Source organism: Novosphingobium resinovorum, from assembly GCF_027922145.1.
GTDB lineage: Bacteria > Pseudomonadota > Alphaproteobacteria > Sphingomonadales > Sphingomonadaceae > Novosphingobium > Novosphingobium resinovorum.
On sequence record NZ_BSFC01000003.1, the window covers coordinates 119,615 to 136,713 of the forward strand.

General features: G+C 66.3%; 18 protein-coding genes and 2 tRNA genes. 8 read left to right on the forward strand and 12 right to left on the reverse strand.

Annotated features, from left to right (window positions below; all coding sequences use genetic code 11):
* Positions 1-173 precede the first annotated feature (173 nt).
* A complete protein-coding gene (locus tag PKE80_RS02040; RefSeq protein ID WP_271181066.1) occupies positions 174-800 on the forward strand; it encodes a hypothetical protein in 627 nt (208 codons plus the stop codon).
* Positions 801-995: 195 nt separating this feature from the next.
* Positions 996-2,294, forward strand: a complete 1,299-nt coding sequence (locus tag PKE80_RS02045) for a chloride channel protein (protein ID WP_271181067.1) — start codon at positions 996-998, stop codon at positions 2,292-2,294.
* Between the two features lie 59 nt (positions 2,295-2,353).
* On the opposite strand, the gene PKE80_RS02050 is transcribed toward PKE80_RS02045, so the two are convergent.
* From PKE80_RS02050 to PKE80_RS02060, 3 genes are all read right to left on the reverse strand, one after another.
* Positions 2,354-2,430: transfer RNA gene (locus PKE80_RS02050), tRNA-Arg, on the reverse strand.
* 49 nt (positions 2,431-2,479) lie between these two features.
* Positions 2,480-2,556: transfer RNA gene (locus PKE80_RS02055), tRNA-Arg, on the reverse strand.
* A 44-nt stretch (positions 2,557-2,600) separates the two neighbouring features.
* Entirely contained in the window at positions 2,601-3,056 is a 456-nt protein-coding gene (locus PKE80_RS02060) for a (deoxy)nucleoside triphosphate pyrophosphohydrolase (protein WP_271181068.1), read from the reverse strand.
* 121 nt (positions 3,057-3,177) lie between these two features.
* Between PKE80_RS02060 and PKE80_RS02065 the strand changes: the two genes are divergently transcribed.
* Entirely contained in the window at positions 3,178-3,366 is a 189-nt protein-coding gene (locus PKE80_RS02065) for a Flp family type IVb pilin (RefSeq protein ID WP_008829679.1), read from the forward strand.
* A gap of 122 nt (positions 3,367-3,488) precedes the next feature.
* Complete coding sequence (locus PKE80_RS02070; RefSeq protein ID WP_271181069.1) at positions 3,489-3,662, forward strand: Flp family type IVb pilin; 174 nt, start codon at positions 3,489-3,491, stop codon at positions 3,660-3,662.
* 105 nt (positions 3,663-3,767) lie between these two features.
* Here the strand turns inward: PKE80_RS02070 and PKE80_RS02075 are convergent, their stop codons facing one another.
* The 4 genes from PKE80_RS02075 to PKE80_RS02090 all read right to left on the reverse strand — a co-directional run bounded on the left by PKE80_RS02075 (position 3,768) and on the right by PKE80_RS02090 (position 8,306).
* The gene (locus tag PKE80_RS02075) at positions 3,768-5,273 is read right to left on the reverse strand and encodes a M48 family metalloprotease (RefSeq protein WP_271181070.1); all 1,506 of its coding nucleotides are present in this window, start codon (positions 5,271-5,273) and stop codon (positions 3,768-3,770) included.
* An 89-nt stretch (positions 5,274-5,362) separates the two neighbouring features.
* Positions 5,363-6,253 (reverse strand): tyrosine recombinase, encoded by an 891-nt coding sequence (locus tag PKE80_RS02080; protein WP_271181071.1) that lies wholly within the window; start codon positions 6,251-6,253, stop codon positions 5,363-5,365.
* Between the two features lie 5 nt (positions 6,254-6,258).
* A complete protein-coding gene (locus PKE80_RS02085) occupies positions 6,259-8,151 on the reverse strand; it encodes a hypothetical protein (RefSeq protein ID WP_271181072.1) in 1,893 nt (630 codons plus the stop codon).
* On the reverse strand, positions 8,148-8,306 hold the full coding sequence (locus PKE80_RS02090) for a hypothetical protein (protein WP_155986147.1): 159 nt from the start codon (positions 8,304-8,306) through the stop codon (positions 8,148-8,150). The genes PKE80_RS02085 and PKE80_RS02090 overlap by 4 nt, the downstream gene beginning before the upstream one ends.
* A gap of 57 nt (positions 8,307-8,363) precedes the next feature.
* On the opposite strand from PKE80_RS02090, the gene PKE80_RS02095 reads away from it, so the two are divergent.
* The 4 genes from PKE80_RS02095 (at position 8,364) to PKE80_RS02110 (ending at position 12,030) form a co-directional block, all read left to right on the forward strand.
* Positions 8,364-8,948 (forward strand): shikimate kinase, encoded by a 585-nt coding sequence (locus PKE80_RS02095; protein ID WP_069707589.1) that lies wholly within the window; start codon positions 8,364-8,366, stop codon positions 8,946-8,948.
* Positions 8,939-10,045, forward strand: a complete 1,107-nt coding sequence (gene aroB / locus PKE80_RS02100; RefSeq protein WP_271181073.1) for a 3-dehydroquinate synthase — start codon at positions 8,939-8,941, stop codon at positions 10,043-10,045. Before PKE80_RS02095 ends, aroB begins: the two co-directional genes overlap by 10 nt.
* A gap of 426 nt (positions 10,046-10,471) precedes the next feature.
* A complete protein-coding gene (locus PKE80_RS02105; protein ID WP_271181074.1) occupies positions 10,472-11,854 on the forward strand; it encodes a peptide MFS transporter in 1,383 nt (460 codons plus the stop codon).
* Positions 11,854-12,030: a hypothetical protein gene (locus PKE80_RS02110; protein ID WP_271181075.1), complete on the forward strand. Its 177-nt coding sequence runs from the start codon at positions 11,854-11,856 to the stop codon at positions 12,028-12,030. Before PKE80_RS02105 ends, PKE80_RS02110 begins: the two co-directional genes overlap by 1 nt.
* A 4-nt stretch (positions 12,031-12,034) precedes the next feature.
* Here PKE80_RS02110 and PKE80_RS02115 read toward each other — a convergent pair whose 3' ends face one another.
* Genes PKE80_RS02115 through bioB form a run of 5 tightly spaced genes read right to left on the reverse strand, consistent with a single transcriptional unit; the run spans position 12,035 to position 17,096 of the window.
* Positions 12,035-12,814: a thioesterase family protein gene (locus PKE80_RS02115; RefSeq protein ID WP_271181076.1), complete on the reverse strand. Its 780-nt coding sequence runs from the start codon at positions 12,812-12,814 to the stop codon at positions 12,035-12,037.
* Positions 12,814-13,185: a tRNA-binding protein gene (locus tag PKE80_RS02120; RefSeq protein WP_271181077.1), complete on the reverse strand. Its 372-nt coding sequence runs from the start codon at positions 13,183-13,185 to the stop codon at positions 12,814-12,816. The genes PKE80_RS02115 and PKE80_RS02120 overlap by 1 nt, the downstream gene beginning before the upstream one ends.
* 1 nt (position 13,186) lies before the next feature.
* Positions 13,187-15,208, reverse strand: coding sequence for an acetyl-CoA carboxylase biotin carboxylase subunit (locus PKE80_RS02125; protein ID WP_271181078.1), 2,022 nt, complete (start codon positions 15,206-15,208; stop codon positions 13,187-13,189).
* Positions 15,190-16,044 carry an alpha/beta hydrolase gene (locus PKE80_RS02130; RefSeq protein ID WP_271181079.1) on the reverse strand — a complete coding sequence of 285 codons (855 nt, stop codon included), beginning with the start codon at positions 16,042-16,044 and terminating at the stop codon, positions 15,190-15,192. The genes PKE80_RS02125 and PKE80_RS02130 overlap by 19 nt, the downstream gene beginning before the upstream one ends.
* The gene (bioB, locus tag PKE80_RS02135) at positions 16,044-17,096 is read right to left on the reverse strand and encodes a biotin synthase BioB (RefSeq protein WP_370424707.1); all 1,053 of its coding nucleotides are present in this window, start codon (positions 17,094-17,096) and stop codon (positions 16,044-16,046) included. The genes PKE80_RS02130 and bioB overlap by 1 nt, the downstream gene beginning before the upstream one ends.
* Between the last annotated feature and the right edge of the window lie 3 nt (positions 17,097-17,099).

Genomic DNA, 17,099 nt, shown 5'->3' on the forward strand with positions numbered 1-17,099 from the left:
ACTATACCTGTCCCTCACCCCGTCTGCCGTGTGCGAAGTTTCGCCACGGCGGGGCCGGCGAAAGTCGGACGGGGTAACCCCAGCCCGGTTTCGCCGGGCCGCATTTCTCGCCCCTTCAGGGGGGCTTGTTCCGGGCTCGTCCTCCCACGGGTCCCGCAAACAAGGAGTACGCCATGAAGAAAACCCTCATCACCGCCGCCATCGCTGCGGCCGCCCTCGCTCCTGCTGCCGTGATGGCTCAGGCCGCTGCACCGGCTGCCACTCCCGCCGCGGCGGCGACCGCAACGGCCAACCCGACCACCGGCGCCAAGGTCTTCGACGCCGCAGGCGCTGAAGTCGGCACTGTCGAGGCCGTCCAGGGCGACATCGTCACCGTCTCCACCGGCACCGCCCGCGCCGGTCTCCCCAAGAACGCCTTCGTGACGCGCGACAAGGGCCTCACCATCGGCATGACCAAGGCCGAGCTGGAATCGGCCGTAAACGGCGCCAAGGCCGAGAACACCGCCGCCAAGGATGCCGCGATCGTCGCCGACGCGCCGATCAAGAGCAGCGACGGCGTCGTACTCGGCACCGTCAGCAAAGTCGAAGGTGACAACGTCACCGTGGCCCTCAGCGGCGGTTCGGCCGCGCAGCTCAAGAAGTCCTACCTCGGCCTCGGTGCCGACGGTTCGCTGGCTCTGGGCATGAGCGCTGCCGACTTCGCCAAGGCGACCCAGTCGGCCGCCGGCGGCCAGCCGGGCGCGGACGCCGCCGCGACCGCAGGCGGTGCGGCTGCGGCGACCACGCCCGAAGGCCAGTAAGCCTCTGCCTCATCCTGCCTTGGCAGGGTGACCGGAAAAGTGGCCGAGGGCCGGAAGCGATCGAGGTCGCTTCCGGCCCTCTCTATTTATCCGGGTCAAAAAGGTCTTGCGATTCGCGCACCCGTTGCCCCAATAGAGGCGCGAGCCCGTCCAGACGCGCAACAAGCGCGCCGCCAGACCATCTTGGGGTCCGCATTGACCATCTCGGAACGCTTCACGGCCTTTTTCAAGGCCGTCCCGGGCATCGACGCCTCGCTCGACCTCGCCCGCCGAAGGGCCGCGACGATCGGCGGCGCAGTGCTGCTGGGCCTGATCGCCATCGCCTTCGCGTGGGCGGGTGACACCGCGCAGAAAGTGTTCCGAGGGTTCACCGCCGTCCACCCTTACGCGCCGCTGGTCATGACGCCTGCGATCTTCGCCGCCGTCGTTTTCATCACCCGGCGCTGGGCGCCCGCTGCGCGCGGCTCGGGCATTCCACAGGTCATGGCAGCGGGCGAGAACCTCGAACTCGCGCGCTCGCCGCTGCTGCAGATGCGCACCGCGATCACCAAGCTACTGCTGACGGTGACGATGCTGCTGGCTGGAGGCTCGGTCGGGCGCGAGGGGCCGACGGTGCAGGTCAGCGCCGCGATCATGGTCGCCTGCCACCGCATGCTGCGCGTGCCGATGACGGCGGGCGTGCTAATCGCAGGCGGCGCGGCCGGGGTCGCGGCCGCCTTCAACACGCCGCTGGCCGGGGTCGCCTTCGCCATCGAGGAACTCGCCGCCGCCTTCGAGCAGCGCGTCGCGGTGCTGGTGATGGGCGCGGTCGTCGTCTCGGGTCTCGTCAGCCTCGGGATCGCCGGGGACTACGTCTACTTCGGAGCGATGCGACAGACGCTGGAAGTCGGCTCGGTCGTGATGATCGCGCCGGTCGCGGGGATCTTGGGCGGCATCCTCGGCGGGCTGTTCTCGCGCCTGCTGCTGGCCTGTGCGCGCGGCGAACATCCCCTTCTCGCGGCAATGCGTTCGCGGCCGGTAACGACGGCGCTGGTCTGCGGGTTGATCGTCGCGGTGCTTGGCGTCGTAACCGGCGGCTCGACCTGGGGCACCGGCTACGAGACCACCCGCCTGATGATCGACGGCCAGCAAAGCGCCTCGCCGTGGTTCGGCCCGGCCAAGTTCGTCGCCACCGCCGCGACGGCGATCTCCGGCGCGCCGGGCGGCATTTTCGCGCCATCGCTGTCAGTCGGCGCGGGCTTCGGCGAACTGCTGTCCTACGTCTTCTCAGGTGATCCCATGCCCGCCGTCGTCCTGCTCGGCATGACCGGCTACTTCGTCGGCGTCGTGCGTGCGCCGCTGACCGCCGTGATCATCCTCATGGAGACCACCGCCAGCCGAGGAATGATCCTGCCGCTGTTCCTGACCGCGATCATCGCCGACGCCGCCAGCACGCTGGTCTGCCGCGAAAAGCTCTATCACGGCCTGTCGCGCGGGTTTCTGGCGAAGGGCTGACCTTCCATCGCAAAACGAAAAACCCCGCCGGTTAGGGCGGGGTTTTTCGTTTTGAATGGTGGTGCGCCCGGAACGATTCGAACGTCCGACCCTCAGATTCGTAGTCTGATGCTCTATCCAGCTGAGCTACGGGCGCCTACCATTTTCAACCCAAACAAGGACCACATCACCCCCGGAAGGAAGAGTGGTGCGCCCGGAACGATTCGAACGTCCGACCCTCAGATTCGTAGTCTGATGCTCTATCCAGCTGAGCTACGGGCGCCTTGGAGGGCTGCCTCTAGGGGGGGAATCGGGATCGGTCAACGCCTATGTTCCGCTTTTTTGCATATTGTTTTCCACAGCCCCCAGATGCCGTTCGAGCGCATCGGCCAGCGGGTAATCGAGCGGCGGCATCCGCAGTCCCGCGATCGCGCCGGGCGCGACCCATGCCACGTCGGCGGCCTCGATGGCGCGCGGATCGCCCTGCCAGCGGGTGCACATATAGAGAAGAATGACGAGCGGACGCGGCGGCCCCTTCCCGCCTTCCTCGACCGTAGCGGTGCGGCCGCTGGCGAAGCCCACCGCCTCCAGATCGCCTGCCGCGATGCTTACACCCAATTCCTCTTCCAACTCACGCACGAGCGCCGCTTCGGGGCTTTCGCCGGGCTCCAGCTTGCCTCCGGGAAATTCCCATAGGCCGCCATGCACTCCGATGAAATCGCGCTGCTGCATAAGCACTGTGCCGGAACGCCCGTCGTCGCGCCCGCTGTCATCGGGACGCACGAGTGCGCCTGCGACGACGAGTAAAGGTGTCGGTGGACTTTCCAGCTGTGCCTCCTGCCTTAATGCCTAATTAACGCTGCCGTGGGATCAGACGTCCCTCGCGCGAACTAGCACGGTGACCATGCGCCTTCATCGCCTTCTCAAGACGATCATCGAAAACCGGGACGGTGCGTCCACGGTCGAATACGGCATGATCCTCGCCTTCATCGTACTGGCCATCTTCGCCACGCTGCAGGGCGTGGCCAGCGAGACCGTATCTATGTGGAACAACGTAGCCGCCAAGTCGTCGGCTGCGATGTCCAAAAACTAGGGTGAAACAGCCTTAAGCGTTTATCAACGATTGCAGGCTAAAAAGAGATTGTCCAAGGCGCAGAAGAGAGACTGAAGCGAGGCGGACCGGGTACACTAGACTGCTTTATCAGGAGACCACTCATGAAGTTTCTCGCCAAGCTGCGCCGCAACGAAAAGGGCGCAACCGCCATCGAATACGGCCTGATCGCCGCTCTCATCGCAGTTGCCGCCATCGCCGCCATGCAGGGCATGGGCTCGCAGCTCGTTTCGACCTTCTCGAAGACCTCGTCGGCTATGTCGAAGGGCGTTGCCTAATAGGTGAATACTTTATCTGTACTTACAGATTAAAGTTTCGGGGGCGGCAGGGAAACCTGCCGCCCCTTTCGCTTTGTGGCCCGCCGAAACCATAAAGCCCCGATATCAGTAGGTTACGATCTTCACCTTCTGCCCCGGCGTCAGCGCCGTGTTCGCATCCATCCCGTTGAGCACCAGGAAACGGTCCACCGCCGCGTCGGTATAGGCCATCTTCGCCGCCAGCGACCGCACGGTGTCGCCCTGCCTTACAGTCACGACACGCAGCAATCGCGGCTTCACGCTGCCCGCATCGGTCGCCGAGATCCGACGGATCGAGCGGAACATCGGCGTGAACACTTCCGCCCCGCCCGCCTGCGCCAGCGTCAGGAAGTGATAGGCCTGCCCGTTGCCGAAGTCGTAGGCGAAGACGACGACGTCCACCGCCCCGCTCTGCTGCTGCACCCGCGCGACTCCGTAAGCGGCGGGGATGCCATTCACCGTGGTTTTTTCGATGCTGGCGGGAGTGATTCGCGCCTGATTCGATTCGGTCAGCCCGGCGAAGACGCTGGTGATGTACGAATCGAGGCTGCCGCTCAGCTTCCCGCCGGAAAATTGTGCCTTCCCCGACGATCCGCTGATCGTCACCGCCTGCGTTCCGTTGACCATGAAGAAGCCGTCGGGGGCCTCGAAGGCGAATCGCAGTGTCGGATGCGTGAACTTTCGGCCATCCACCACGCCCTGCTTGGGGTCGTCGCCGTAGACCAGCCCGTCGATTCGCGTGAGGAAAGTGTCGCGATTCGTGGTGCCGCCGCTGCCTTGCCCCGCATATGTCAGCGCAGAGCGCACGCGCGAAGCGGGATCGGGGTGAGTCGAGGCCCATTCCGGCGTCTGATTCGTGCTGCCGCGCAACTGCGCCTCCAGCGCATTTTGCCGCGCGAGGCTTTCCAGCACGCTCGACATGGCGCGCGGATCGTAGCCCGCACGCTTGAGGTAGGTGATGCCGAGCTGGTCCGCCTGCAGCTCCTGCGAGCGCGAGAACTTCAGCGTAAGCAGCTGCGAACCTTGCGAAAACAGCTTCTGCCCGAATTGCCCGAAAGCGTTGTCGCCCAGCACCGCGCCCGCCAGCACCGAGCCCAGCACGCCGAGGATCTGGTTGCGCTGCGCCGCCTTCTGCCGCTGCGCCGAGTGCCGCGCGGCGACGTGGCCGACCTCGTGGCCGAGCACGCCCGCCATCTCCGCCTCGTTGTTCATCAACGCGGTCAGCTGGCGCGTCACGTAGATATAGCCGCCGGGAATCGCGAAAGCGTTGTTCACCGGCGAATTGAGCAGGGTGACGGTGAAATCCCCCGTCGCATTCGACAGGCCGGACTGCACCGCGATTCGCTTGCCGACCTGCTCGACGTAGCTTGCCTGCGGGCCGGTCAGGGCGCCGCCGAATTCGGCCAGCAGTTCGGGATGGGCCTTGGCCCCTTGCGACTTGTCGGCAGCACTGATCGCATAGACGCGCGGCGCCTTCGACGCCTGCGCCTCCAGTCGCGCCGGCCCCGCCGAGACCACCAGCAGCCCCAGCGCCGAGACGACCGCGCCTCCCCGAACTCCGGCCCGAACCACGCGCTTCACGTTGGATACCATGTCGCTCCCTTCCTCCATTCTGCGGGCCGCCACCCGCGATTCTTGCCCGTCGCGCAACGAGTCGCACGGCGGGCTTGTTCCCTTGCGCCCTACATCTGCCCCTTCGCGAGCGGATGGCGCGAGTTCACCAGTTCCACCAGCCGCGCGCTGTCCACATGCGTATAGATCTGCGTCGTCGCGATGTCGGCATGGCCGAGCAGCATCTGCAGCACGCGCAAATCCGCGCCGCCTTCCAGCAGGTGAGTTGCGAAGGCGTGGCGCAGCACGTGCGGCGAGACGCGCTCCGGATCGAGACCCGCCCTGCCCGCCAGTGCCCGCAGCAACTGGAACAACCGCACGCGCGTCAGGTGCCCGCTCGCCCCGCTCGACGGAAAGAGGAACCGCGAGGTCCCCTTCCGCAAAGTCAGCCAGCGCGACAGCACCGCGCGGGAGCGGGTGCTGACCGGCACCATGCGCTGCTGCCCGCCCTTGCCGGTGATGTGGAGGAACGGCGCATCCCGCGGCACCGCGGTGACGGGGAGCGACACCAGTTCGGTCGCGCGCAGGCCGGACCCGTAGAGCAGTTCGAGCAGTGCCAGCAGCCGCACCGCGTCGGACCGCTCGGACACCGCCTCCTCGTCCGCCTGCGCGAGAAACCGCTCGACTTCTTCGTGACTGAGCAGGCGCGGCAGCGGGCGGCGCACGCGCCCCTTGGGCAGCGCACCGGAAGGATCGTCCTTGCGCAGCCCCTCATCGATCAGGAAACCATAGAACTGCCGCAGCGCCGAACACCGCCGGGCGAGGCTGGACGCCGCCAGTCCGCTCCACGCGCCTCCGAGCCCCTCCAATGCCTCGGGCGTGGCATTGGCGACATCGCCCAGCACCTCGCGCGCGGCTTCGAGGTCGCGGCGATAGGCGGCGAGCGTATTGGCCGCCGCGCCGCGTTCCGCCGCCAGCATCGCCAGGAACCGCTCGGCGAGGTCGTCTGCGCCCCCGCTCATCGGCCTCAGACCCGCGCGACCGCCTCGGCGGCGATCATCCGCGCTTCGGCGTCGAGCCCCACCGACCGCAGCGCCGAGACGATGTGATAGAGGTGACGCGGCGTCATGCGCTGCCAGTTGTCGCCCTGCATGCCGAAGGCCGCGAGCAGCGCGACACTGGCTTCATCGCCGCGACTGGCGGCATGGTCGATCGCCTGAGTCCAGCGCGTGCTGCCGCCCATGTCCATCCCGGCATCGCGGGTGACCCGCTCGGCGTCGGCGCGATCGACGCGCTCCAGCCCGGCAAGACCGGCGGCAAGGAAGGCCGAGCGGCGCTTTTGCGTGCTGTCGTCGTCATCGACATAACTGTTGAGCGTCGAACTGCCGACCGTCGCCACGCGGCCCGGAGCAGCAAGGATCAGCATGCCCCATGCCCGCGATCCGGCCTCGACCACGCTCGACCAGCGCAGCGCATTGGCGTCGTATCCCGCCGCCAGCATCGAGGCGATCAGCGAGGACGCGCTGTCGGCCATGTCGGCGCTGGGCGCCATGCGCGCGGCGGCAGCGGCCGTCAGCACCTGCCGGGCATAGAGCGCCGACCCGGTCACGTTCCACAGCGCCTGCATCGCCGCCAGCCGCGCGGCGGGGTCCTGCTGGACATAAGCATCCCGCAGCGATTCCGCGCGGTCCTGCCACTCGCCGGTGACGTCGGGATCGGCGAAGATCTGCGAATAGAGGTCCACCATCGCCGCATTGGACAGCACGCCCGCCGCCGCGGCACGATCCGCCGCCGCCGCCCGGCGGCCAAGGCTGACCATCGGCGCCAGCGCCGTCGCGTAATCGTAGGACGGCCCCGCCGTGGCCATCAGCGCGGTCGGCGGTTCCAGCCCCGTGCCGATCGCGAGACCGTAGCGCCACGGCGTCATCGTCGTGACCTTGTCCCACTCGATCGTCACCGCACGCCGCGCCTTGCCGGCCGCGCCTGCGTACTTCTGCGCGAGCAGCAGGTCGATCTGGTCCATCTTGCCGCGAACCCGGTCGCGCTCCAGCTTCGAGATCGCCGCCGTGCTGTTGCCACGAAACGCCTCGCAGATGGTGCGCGAGGTATTCCACGCGGCATCGTCACGCAGCGAGCCCTGCGTCGCCATCACCGGGCACATGCCGGTGAAGTCGGCATTGCGGGCATAGACGTCGAACGCCACCTGCCCGAACGCCGGGGTGTAATCGGCGATGTCGAGGTCCTGCAGCACCACGCGCGCCGCATCGGTCTCGCCCATGCGCAGCAGCAGGCCGACGCGCATCGCCATGAAGTCGGCCGCGCTCATCCCGCTCGGCGGATTGAGGCGCGAGGCCAGCGCGCGGCGCAACAGGATATGCCCCCAGCGCGAAACAAGCTGCCCCCGGTTGCCTTCCAGCGCGACGCGGATCAGGCTGCCGTTCTGCCCGGCGAGCGAGGCCAGCGGCAGCCCCCCTTCGTCGGCACCGAGCATCCCCGCCTCGTCGGCGGAGCGCCGCGCGGCGGGCGGCATATCGATCACCACCTTGGCCCCGAGCAGCGCCTCGAAATCCTCAGGCGACATCTTCTCGAGTTCCTCGAGGCTCGGGATACGACGCAAGGTGCCGTCGTCCTGCGCGATCACGGTAGGCATCGCGCTAGGCGTACCGGTCGGGATCGCCTGCACCACCGGGGTCGAGGTCGCGGCGGGACGCGGAGCGCTCGACGCCGCAGCACTCGGCGCGGAGGAAGTTTGCGGCTTAGGTGCCTGGGTGCGCGGCGCCTGCGGACGCGGGGTGGCCGAGCGCGCGGGTGCGGGCTCGTCGAACATCTTGGGCAGCAGCGATTCGGGGCTGTCCTGCGCCACCGCCCACACCGAGGTCAGCGCCAGCGCGCCTCCCGCGAGCAGGTGCACCGCTCTCATTTCGACAGTTCCGGCAGCGGGATCGAGACGGTCTGCTGCGTCACCGGCTGCACGCCCGCGTCATTCCATGCGGCAATACCAAGGCCGACCACGGCAATCGGCAGGAGAATGGCAACGGCCGACGCTATACGGCGCCTGCGCTTTACGATGTTCACTCGGCTTCCTTCACCATGCTTGCGCTGCGACCTAGCGCAACTATAGGCGATCGGGCAATGGACGTTCAACAAACCCGGTTTTCCGCGCAGGAAATTGCAGCGCTCGCCCGCCGTATCGACCGGCCCATCGTGCTTGTCGGTATGATGGGCGTGGGCAAGTCCAGTGTCGGCAAGCGGCTTGCGAACCTGCTCGATTGCCCCTTCGTCGATGCCGACGACGAGATCGAACGCTCCGCGCAGATGAGCATCCCGGAAATCTTCGACGCTTATGGCGAGGACTATTTCCGCGATGGCGAACGCCGGGTGATTTCCCGCCTGATCACGGACAGCGAGACCAGACGGCAGCGCATCGTCATCGCCACCGGCGGCGGCGCCTTCGTCAATGCCGAAACCCGCGCGCTGATCCTCGACAAGGCGATCACGATCTGGCTCGACAGCGAGGTCGATACCCTCGTCGAGCGCACTGCGCGAAAGGAGAACCGCCCGCTGCTGCGCGGCGGCAACCCGCGCGAAATTCTCGGCCGCCTGCGCGAGGAACGGGCGCAGCATTATTGCCAGGCGCCCATCCACGTGCTGAGCAGCGCAGGCCCGCACGTCCAGACGATCAACAAGGTACTTCAGGGAATTTCCCAATGGCTGTGATCCCCGTCGATATCGCCGGTCGCCCTTACGAAGTGCGCGTCGGCGCCGGGCTGCTCGCGGAACTCGCCCCCAACTGCCGGGGCAAGCTGCGCAAGCGCGGCGTGCCGATCGTCACCGACGCCAACGTCCACGCGGCCTGGGGCGACGTGGTGGAAAAGTCCCTGCGCGACAACGGCCACGAACCGCACTGGCGCATCCTTCCGGCAGGCGAAGCGACCAAGTCGTGGGAGGAACTGGCCGCCACGGTGAACTGGCTGCTGGGCCTCGAAGTGGAGCGCGGCGATCACATCATCGCGCTGGGCGGCGGCGTGATCGGCGACCTCACCGGCTTCTGCGCCTCGGTGCTGAAGCGCGGGTGCCACTTCATCCAGGTGCCCACCACGCTGCTGGCCCAGGTCGATTCGAGCGTCGGCGGCAAGACCGCGATCAACACGCCGGCCGGCAAGAACCTCGTCGGCGCGTTCCACCAGCCCTCGCTGGTGCTGGCCGACCTTTCGGCGCTGGAGACCCTGCCCGAGCGGGACTTGCGCGCGGGCTATGCCGAAGTCGTGAAGTACGGGCTGATCGACGACGCCGACTTCTTCGCCTGGTGCGACGGCAATGCCGCCGCGATGCTGGCGGGCGACAGCGCGCTTCGCGAATATGCGGTGGCGCATTCGGTCGCGGCCAAGGCGCGCATCGTCGCCGAGGACGAGTTCGAGACCACCGGCCGCCGCGCCCTGCTCAACCTCGGCCACACTTTCGGCCACGCGCTGGAGGCCGAGACCGGCTTCGGCGACCGCCTGCTCCACGGCGAGGGCGTCGCGCTGGGCATGGTGCTGGCGGCACGTTACTCGGCAAGGCGCGGGCTGATGCCGCAGGCGAGCGCCGAACATGTCGCGCAGCATATCGGCGAGATCGGCCTGCCTGCCAGCCTCAAGGCGCTCGGGCTGGACTGCGACGGTGCCGCTCTCGTGCAGCACATGCTCCATGACAAGAAGATGGATGCGGGCACCCTGCCCTTCCTGCTGATGAAGGGCATCGGCCAGACCTACCTCGACAAGCAGGTCTCGCTGGAAGACGTGTCGGCGTTCCTCGACGAGGAACTTGCGCGCTGATCGCAGTGCTCTGAGCACCGTCTTTTCAACGATGGCTGTGGTAAGTCACTGCCATTTCATCGCTACACGCACCTCTTGGCGCCTTGTGGCATGTTTGAGTGCCGCTGGGTGCCGTTGAGTGCACCGTGCAAAACGCCGTGTTTGTGCGCCGCTTCGTGGCCGTGCAGCGACGAAGCCCGGATCGCGACGGGCTCGCGAACGTTATATATTTGCACGCTCTTTCAACGGAGTAGGCGTTTGTCACGCTGGCCGGGGGGCCAAGACGCCCCGTGCGAATCCCCCGGGGCGTTGCGGAAGGCGGCAGGTCGATCGGCCTGCCGCCTTTTCATTAGCCACGCATTCAGGTTTGACCCTGTTACATCGACATGACATTGCTCGCGCAGGAACGGCGATTACGCCGATGCACAAGATAATTACGGGACAGACATGACCGCACCCGAAGCGACGCCCAACCTCGACTTCCCCGAAGAAGCGGCGCGAGAAGACCGCGCTTTCCTGGGCCATCCCAAGGGGTTAGGCCTACTCGGCCTGGTCGAGGGCTGCGAGCGGTTTTCCTACTATTCGATGCAGACGCTGCTGACGCTCTACATGGTCAAGTACCTGCTGGTCCCGGGGCGGCAGGAGGGCGTGATCGGGTTGGACTGGGTCACAACGCACGTGTTTCCGGGCCTGTCCGGACAGCCGCTGGCTTCCGAAATATTCGGCCTTTACACGGCTTTAGTCTATCTGACCCCGATCCTCGGCGGCATCCTGGCAGACCTGTTGCTGGGCCGCCGCGCCGCGCTGATCGCGGGCGGCGTGGTCATGTCGCTCGGCCATTTCCTGATGGCGTTCGAGAGCGCCTTCCTGCTGGCGCTGATATCGCTGGTGGTCGGCGTCGGCCTGTTCAAGGGCAACATCGCCAGCCAGGTCGGCGAACTCTACAAGCCCGGCGACATCCGCCGCGCGATGGCGTTCCAGATTTTCTACATATTTATCAATGTCTCGGTAATCGTGGCTCCGCTGATTTCCGGCACGCTGGGTGAGAAAGTCGGCTGGCACTGGGGCTTCGGCTGCGCCGGCGTGGTCATGGTGCTCGGCCTGCTTTTATACATCTACGCAAAGCCCTGGCTGCCCGCCGACAGCAAGGCCGCCAAGTCCTCCGAGCCCCGCGCCACGTTCGAAAAGGGCGACGGCCCGCGTCTGCTGGCCGTACTGGTACTGGTGCCGATCATGGGCATCTCGCTCCTGACCAACCAGCAGATTTTCAACGCTTATCTCGTCTGGGCCGATCAGCAGTTCCAGCTCAGCTTCATGGGTGAGACGCTGCCGACGAGCTGGATGATTACCATTGACGCCACCCTCAGCTTCTCGATGCTGGTGGCCGTCGCCGCGTTCTGGGCCTTCGTCGGCAAGCGCACCGGCAATGAGCCGGACGAACTGGGCAAGATGATCCTGGGCTGCGCGTTCATCGTCGGCGGCGCGGCGTGCCTCTATATGGCTGCGGCGACGCAAGGTACCGGAAAGATTGGTCTATTCTGGCCCGTGATGTTTCACTTGGTGAACTCGATCGGCTTCGCGCACCTGCTGCCGGTGAGCCTCGCGCTGTTCACCCGCCTTGCCCCGCGCGCGCTGAACGCCTCGATCGTGGGGATCTACTACCTTGCGTTCTTCGGCGCGAACCTGGCCGTGGGCAAGATCGGCACGCTGTTCTCGACAATGCCGACGACGACGTTCTGGCTGCTGCACATGGCTTCGGCCGCCGTCGCACTAATCGGGTTCGGGCTATTCAAGCTGTTGTTTGCAAAGCGATTGATGGGCACCCCCTGATGCCCGTCATCGGCTGCCTGCTGCTGATCGTCCTGCCGCTTCTGGGCCTCGCGGCAGGTGGTTTTCTCTGGGGAGCCGAAGGTGCGAAATGGGGCGCCGGGATTGGCTTTACCCTTGCCCTGGTGGTGTTCAGCGGCGGCAGTTACGCCTTCATCAAAGGCATGCGCGGCCGCTGAGTGCTCAGCCGAACACGGCCACCGACTGCATGCCCGCAACAGCCGGAACACCATCCGCGTTCCACTGCATGATGTGCTCGCTCGCCCCGCCATGTGCGGCATGCAGGCTGGTCGAGCGGATCATCCACCAGCCATCCGCCGAGGGCTTCGCGTCCAGCATGTTGACGTGCCATTGCATCGAGGAAATCGGAACCTTGAAGCCCAGCAGCGGCCAGACCGCCACCGGCAGTACGTCCCCGCACAGCAGGCACTCTACTTCGGTATCGAGGGCCCCCCGCTCGCGCGGCCGCACCCACCAGGCGAGGTCCGCCTCGCCCAGCGCGGTCTTCGGCATGGCGAAGCGCGCCTCGAAGTGATTGCGCAGGAAAGCCGGCGCATGATCCATCGGCACCGGCTTCGCATCGCCGAGCGGAATGACGCCGTCCGGCAGCGGATAGTGATCGATCGACAGCACGCTCTCGATCGGGCGCATGAAGACGAAGGCGGCGGTAAAGCCCACGCCGGCCTCACCGGTCAGTTCGGCGGAAACCCAGGTTGCATTGCGCCCCTGCCGCAGCACTTTCGCGCGAGCCTCGATGCGCCCGGCCAAGGGGCCGACCATCGAAAGCTGACCGGAGCGCAGCGGCGGCAGATCGTCGGAAACGCCTTTTGCCACCGCCAGTGCGATCGCCGAAGTCAGTCCTCCGTAGGCGGTACGCCCCTGCAGCCAGTCCTCGGTGATTTCCAGCGCGAAACCGCCTTCCAGTGGCTCCACCCCGACAAGCATATCTCCCAGACCCGCCATCAGAACAGCCGCGATCCATCGGGCACGCGCTTGTCGGGCGAGAACAGCGTCACCCGCCCCTCCTCGTCCGCGAAGCCGAGCGTCAGCACTTCGGACAGCGCCTTGCCGATCTGGCGGACGGGAAAGTTCACGACCGCCGCCACCTGTCGCCCGGTCAGTTCCTCGGGAGAATAGAGCGCCGCTACCTGGCCCACGCTCTTCTTCTCGCCGATGCCGGGACCGAAATCGATCCGCAGCTTGTAACTGGGTTTCCGTGCCCCCTCGTAGACATCCGCAGCGACGATGGTGCCGATGCGGATGTCCACCTTGAGGAAGTCGTCGAAGCCTATGGTCTCGCCCGGAGGCGCGGCGGGGTCGTGATCGAGATGCATGTCACTCCATCTCGAGGATGATCGCATCCACCGCAAGGCTTTCCCCCGCCTTGGCGTTGACGGACTTCACCGTGCCCGACTTCTCGGCGCGCAGGATGTTTTCCATCTTCATGGCCTCGACCACTGCCAGCGGTTGCCCTGCCTCGACCTTGTCGCCCTCGCCTACGCTCAGCGAAACGAGGAGGCCCGGCATCGGGCAGATCAGGTACTTCGAGAGGTCCGGCGGGATCTTCTCGATCATGTGCTGCGTGTAACCAGCGATGTGCGCGGGCAGGCAATCGACCTTGTGGATCGCACCGCGCGTGGTCATCCGGAAGCCGGTGCGGGTGACGTCCAGCTTGAGCGTCAGATCCTCGCCATCGACCTCGGCATCCACGAAGCGGTCGCCCGGGGTGTATTCCAGCTCCAGCTCGACTTCCTCGCCATTGACCGTCAGCAGGTCTTCGTCGAGTTCGACCGCGAAGACATCGCCGTCGATGGTCACGGTCCACTCGCCCGGAGGATCGAGCGGCCCGCCAAGCTGGCCTTCGACCCGGCGCGAACGATCGGCGCGCGCGGTGGCGACGAAGGCGGCGACGGCGGCCAGCTGCACCTTCAGCTCGTCCGACGCAGGTGCGCCGTGGAAGCCTTCGGGATATTCCTCGGCGATGAACCCGGTGGTCAGTTCGCCCGAACGGAAGCGCGGATGCTGCATGATCGCCGAGACGAAGTCGATGTTGTGGCCAAGGCCCTCGATCTCGAAGGCGTCGAGCGCGGCGATCTGCTTGTCCGCCGCCTCGTCGCGTGTCTCGCCCCAGGTGATCAGCTTTGCGATCATCGGGTCGTAGAACATCGAGACTTCGCCGCCTTCGTAGACGCCGTCGTCCACGCGGATGCCGTCCACGCCGCGGCGGCCATTCTCTTCGCCGTCATCCGTCCAGCCTTCGACCGGCGGATTGTAGCGCACGAGGCGGCCCGTCGAGGGCAGGAAGCCCCGATAGGGATCTTCGGCGTAGACGCGGTTTTCGATGGCCCAGCCGTCGATCTTCACATCGTCCTGGGTCAGTTCCAGCTTCTCGCCTGCCGCAACGCGGATCATCTGCTCGACCAGGTCGACGCCGGTGATCGCTTCGGTGACGGGGTGCTCCACCTGCAGGCGGGTGTTCATTTCGAGGAAGTAGAAGCTCTCGCCCGTCGGGTCCGCGCCCGAGACGATCAGTTCCACCGTGCCCGCCGAATAATAGCCGACCGCGCGCGACAGGGCGACGCACTGCTCGCCCATGGCCTTGCGCATCGCCGGGGTGACGAAGGGCGACGGCGCTTCCTCGACCACCTTCTGGTGGCGGCGCTGGATCGAGCATTCGCGCTCGTTCAGGTAGAGGATGTTGCCGTGCTTGTCGCCGAGGATCTGGATCTCGATGTGGCGCGGGTTGAGGATGAACTTCTCGATGAAGACGCGGTCGTCGCCGAACGAGTTCAGGCCCTCGCGCTTGGTGGCCTCGAAGCCTTCGCGCACGTCGTTTTCGTTGTAGGCGAGGCGCATGCCCTTGCCGCCGCCGCCCGCGCTGGCCTTCATCATCACCGGGTAGCCGATCTCGGCCGAGATGCGCACGGCGTGCTCGGTATCCTCGATCTCGCCGACGAAGCCGGGGACGACGTTGACGCCGGCGGCCTTGGCGAGCTTCTTGGACTCGATCTTGTCGCCCATCGCCGCGATCGCGCCGACAGGAGGGCCGATGAACTCGATGCCCTCTGCCGCCAGCGCCTCTGCGAACGAGGTGCGCTCGGACAGGAAGCCGTAGCCGGGGTGCACGGCGCCGGCGCCGGTCTGCTTGGCGGCGGCGATGATCTTGTCGGCAATCAGGTAGGACTGCGCGGCCGGCGCGGGGCCGATGTGCACAGCCTCATCCGCCATCTGCACGAACGGCGCGCGGGCGTCGGCGTCGGAATAGACGGCGACCGTGGCGATACCCATGCGGCGCGCCGTCTTGATGACGCGGCAGGCGATCTCGCCCCGGTTTGCGATCAGGATTTTTTTGAACATGGCACCTCGAAGCCCCATTCGGGGTCTTGTTTGTTGGCGGTCGGAAACAGGAACTGCAGCGCCTGCGGCGAGAGGACGTGATAGGCCGTAGCGTGGGTCAGATCCTCACGCGGCGAGAGGCAGACCAGCAAGCCGCCCGCTGCGGCGACGCGCTGCGCGGCCTGAGCGGTTTCCTGACCTTCGTTCGAATATGTCAGGTACAGCGGAGCGGTCCGGGGAGACGTCGCGATCAGGCCTGCGGCCGCTTTCGCGAGGCCCGCGTCATCCCACCACAGGCTCGCGTCGATGGCCGCGTAACGGTGGAACAGGCCGGGTTCACGCAGCCACGTCTCGACGATGAACAGACCGGCGAGCGATTCACCGATCACGCCATCGTCGCCATCGGTGCGATAATCCGCCTCGATCAGCGGCTTGACCGTGTCGCGCAGGAAGGCTCGGAACCGTGTGGATTGTCCAGCGGTCGGGTACTGCTTGTGCTGCGCGGCATTGCCCACGCTGCCGATCAGTTCGGCGCGGCGGTCCTTGCTTTCGATGCCGACGACGATCACCGGCAGCGAGCGGCCCCAGATCGCGTTGAGCGCGCTCGTCCCGGCAACATGCAGGAAGTCCTGCGAAAGGCCGCCATCGATGAGATACAGCACCGGATAGCGCTTGGTCCCCTCCGCGTAGCCTTCGGGCAGATAGACGTTGACCTGTCGCTGGTCACCGTCGGCAAAGGCAACGAGGTGCGTTTGTCCGATCGTGATCGGAGTGGATGCAGGCGCTTCGGCAACCGCAACGCCCGGCACGCAAAGGAGGCAGGACAACGCCAGCAGCATTGATCCCGCCCGTTTCATCACTCGGCCGCTTCCAGCTTGGCGCAGCCCTTGGGCATGCGCTGGGCTTCGACTTGCGCGGGCGTCAGTTCGATGGCCATCGGCTTGAGGCCGAGGCGGGCGAACATCGCCAGATCGTTGTCGTCGCCCGCATTGGGCGCGGTCAGCAGCTTGTCGCCGGTGAAGATCGAGTTGGCGCCGGCCATGAAGCACATCGCTTGCGTCATCTCCGACATCGACTCGCGGCCCGCCGAGAGGCGCACCATCGAGCCCGGCATGGTAATGCGTGCGACCGCCACGGTGCGCACGAACTCCACGTCGTCGATCTTGGCAAGCGGCGTGTCGGCCAGCATGTCGCCCAGCACGGTGCCCTTGACCGGCACCAGCGCATTGACCGGTACCGACTGCGGGTGCTCGGGCAAGGTGGCGAGCGTGTGGACGAAGCCCACGCGGTCCGCGCGCGTCTCGCCCATGCCGACGATGCCGCCCGAGCATACGTTGATGCCCGCCATGCGCACGTTCGACAGCGTATCGAGGCGGTCTTCCATCGTGCGCGTGGTGATGACCTGATCGTAGCGCTCGGGCGAAGTGTCGATGTTGTGGTTGTAATAATCGAGGCCCGCGTCGCTCAGCATGTCGGCTTGGCTTGGCGTCAGCATGCCCAGCGTCATGCAGGTTTCCATGCCCATTGCGCGCACGCCCTTCACCATCTCGATGATGGCGGGCATGTCGCGGTCTTTGGGGTTGCGCCAGGCCGCGCCCATGCAGAAGCGGGTGGAGCCTTGGTCCGCCGCCTGCGCCGCGCGCTGGAGAACCTGCTGTACCTCCATCAGCTTGGTCGCCTTGACGCCGCTGTTGGCCGAAACCGACTGCGAGCAGTAGCCGCAATCCTCCACGCACCCGCCGGTCTTGATCGAGAGCAGCGTGGAAAGCTGCACTTCGTCCGCTTTGTGGCTGGCGCGGTGAACTTCGGCGGCGCGGAAGACCAGCTCAGTGAACGGCAGGTCGAACAGCGCCGCGATTTCCTCACGGGTCCAGTCGGTGCGGGGGGCGAAGGCGGGGGTTTGGGTCATAGT

What these genes read in the sequence shown, in the direction of transcription:
- PKE80_RS02130 (WP_271181079.1), bottom strand. Translation starts at nt 16,044, where the DNA reads ATGAAACGGGCGGGATCAATGCTGCTGGCGTTGTCCTGCCTCCTTTGC.
- bioB (WP_370424707.1), bottom strand. Translation starts at nt 17,096, where the DNA reads ATGACCCAAACCCCCGCCTTCGCCCCCCGCACCGACTGGACCCGTGAG.
- PKE80_RS02105 (WP_271181074.1), top strand. Translation starts at nt 10,472, where the DNA reads ATGACCGCACCCGAAGCGACGCCCAACCTCGACTTCCCCGAAGAAGCG.
- PKE80_RS02070 (WP_271181069.1), top strand. Translation starts at nt 3,489, where the DNA reads ATGAAGTTTCTCGCCAAGCTGCGCCGCAACGAAAAGGGCGCAACCGCC.
- PKE80_RS02095 (WP_069707589.1), top strand. Translation starts at nt 8,364, where the DNA reads ATGGACGTTCAACAAACCCGGTTTTCCGCGCAGGAAATTGCAGCGCTC.
- PKE80_RS02065 (WP_008829679.1), top strand. Translation starts at nt 3,178, where the DNA reads ATGCGCCTTCATCGCCTTCTCAAGACGATCATCGAAAACCGGGACGGT.
- PKE80_RS02120 (WP_271181077.1), bottom strand. Translation starts at nt 13,185, where the DNA reads ATGCATCTCGATCACGACCCCGCCGCGCCTCCGGGCGAGACCATAGGC.
- aroB (WP_271181073.1), top strand. Translation starts at nt 8,939, where the DNA reads ATGGCTGTGATCCCCGTCGATATCGCCGGTCGCCCTTACGAAGTGCGC.
- PKE80_RS02040 (WP_271181066.1), top strand. Translation starts at nt 174, where the DNA reads ATGAAGAAAACCCTCATCACCGCCGCCATCGCTGCGGCCGCCCTCGCT.
- PKE80_RS02085 (WP_271181072.1), bottom strand. Translation starts at nt 8,151, where the DNA reads ATGAGAGCGGTGCACCTGCTCGCGGGAGGCGCGCTGGCGCTGACCTCG.
- PKE80_RS02125 (WP_271181078.1), bottom strand. Translation starts at nt 15,208, where the DNA reads ATGTTCAAAAAAATCCTGATCGCAAACCGGGGCGAGATCGCCTGCCGC.
- PKE80_RS02115 (WP_271181076.1), bottom strand. Translation starts at nt 12,814, where the DNA reads ATGGCGGGTCTGGGAGATATGCTTGTCGGGGTGGAGCCACTGGAAGGC.
- PKE80_RS02075 (WP_271181070.1), bottom strand. Translation starts at nt 5,273, where the DNA reads ATGGTATCCAACGTGAAGCGCGTGGTTCGGGCCGGAGTTCGGGGAGGC.
- PKE80_RS02110 (WP_271181075.1), top strand. Translation starts at nt 11,854, where the DNA reads ATGCCCGTCATCGGCTGCCTGCTGCTGATCGTCCTGCCGCTTCTGGGC.
- PKE80_RS02080 (WP_271181071.1), bottom strand. Translation starts at nt 6,253, where the DNA reads ATGAGCGGGGGCGCAGACGACCTCGCCGAGCGGTTCCTGGCGATGCTG.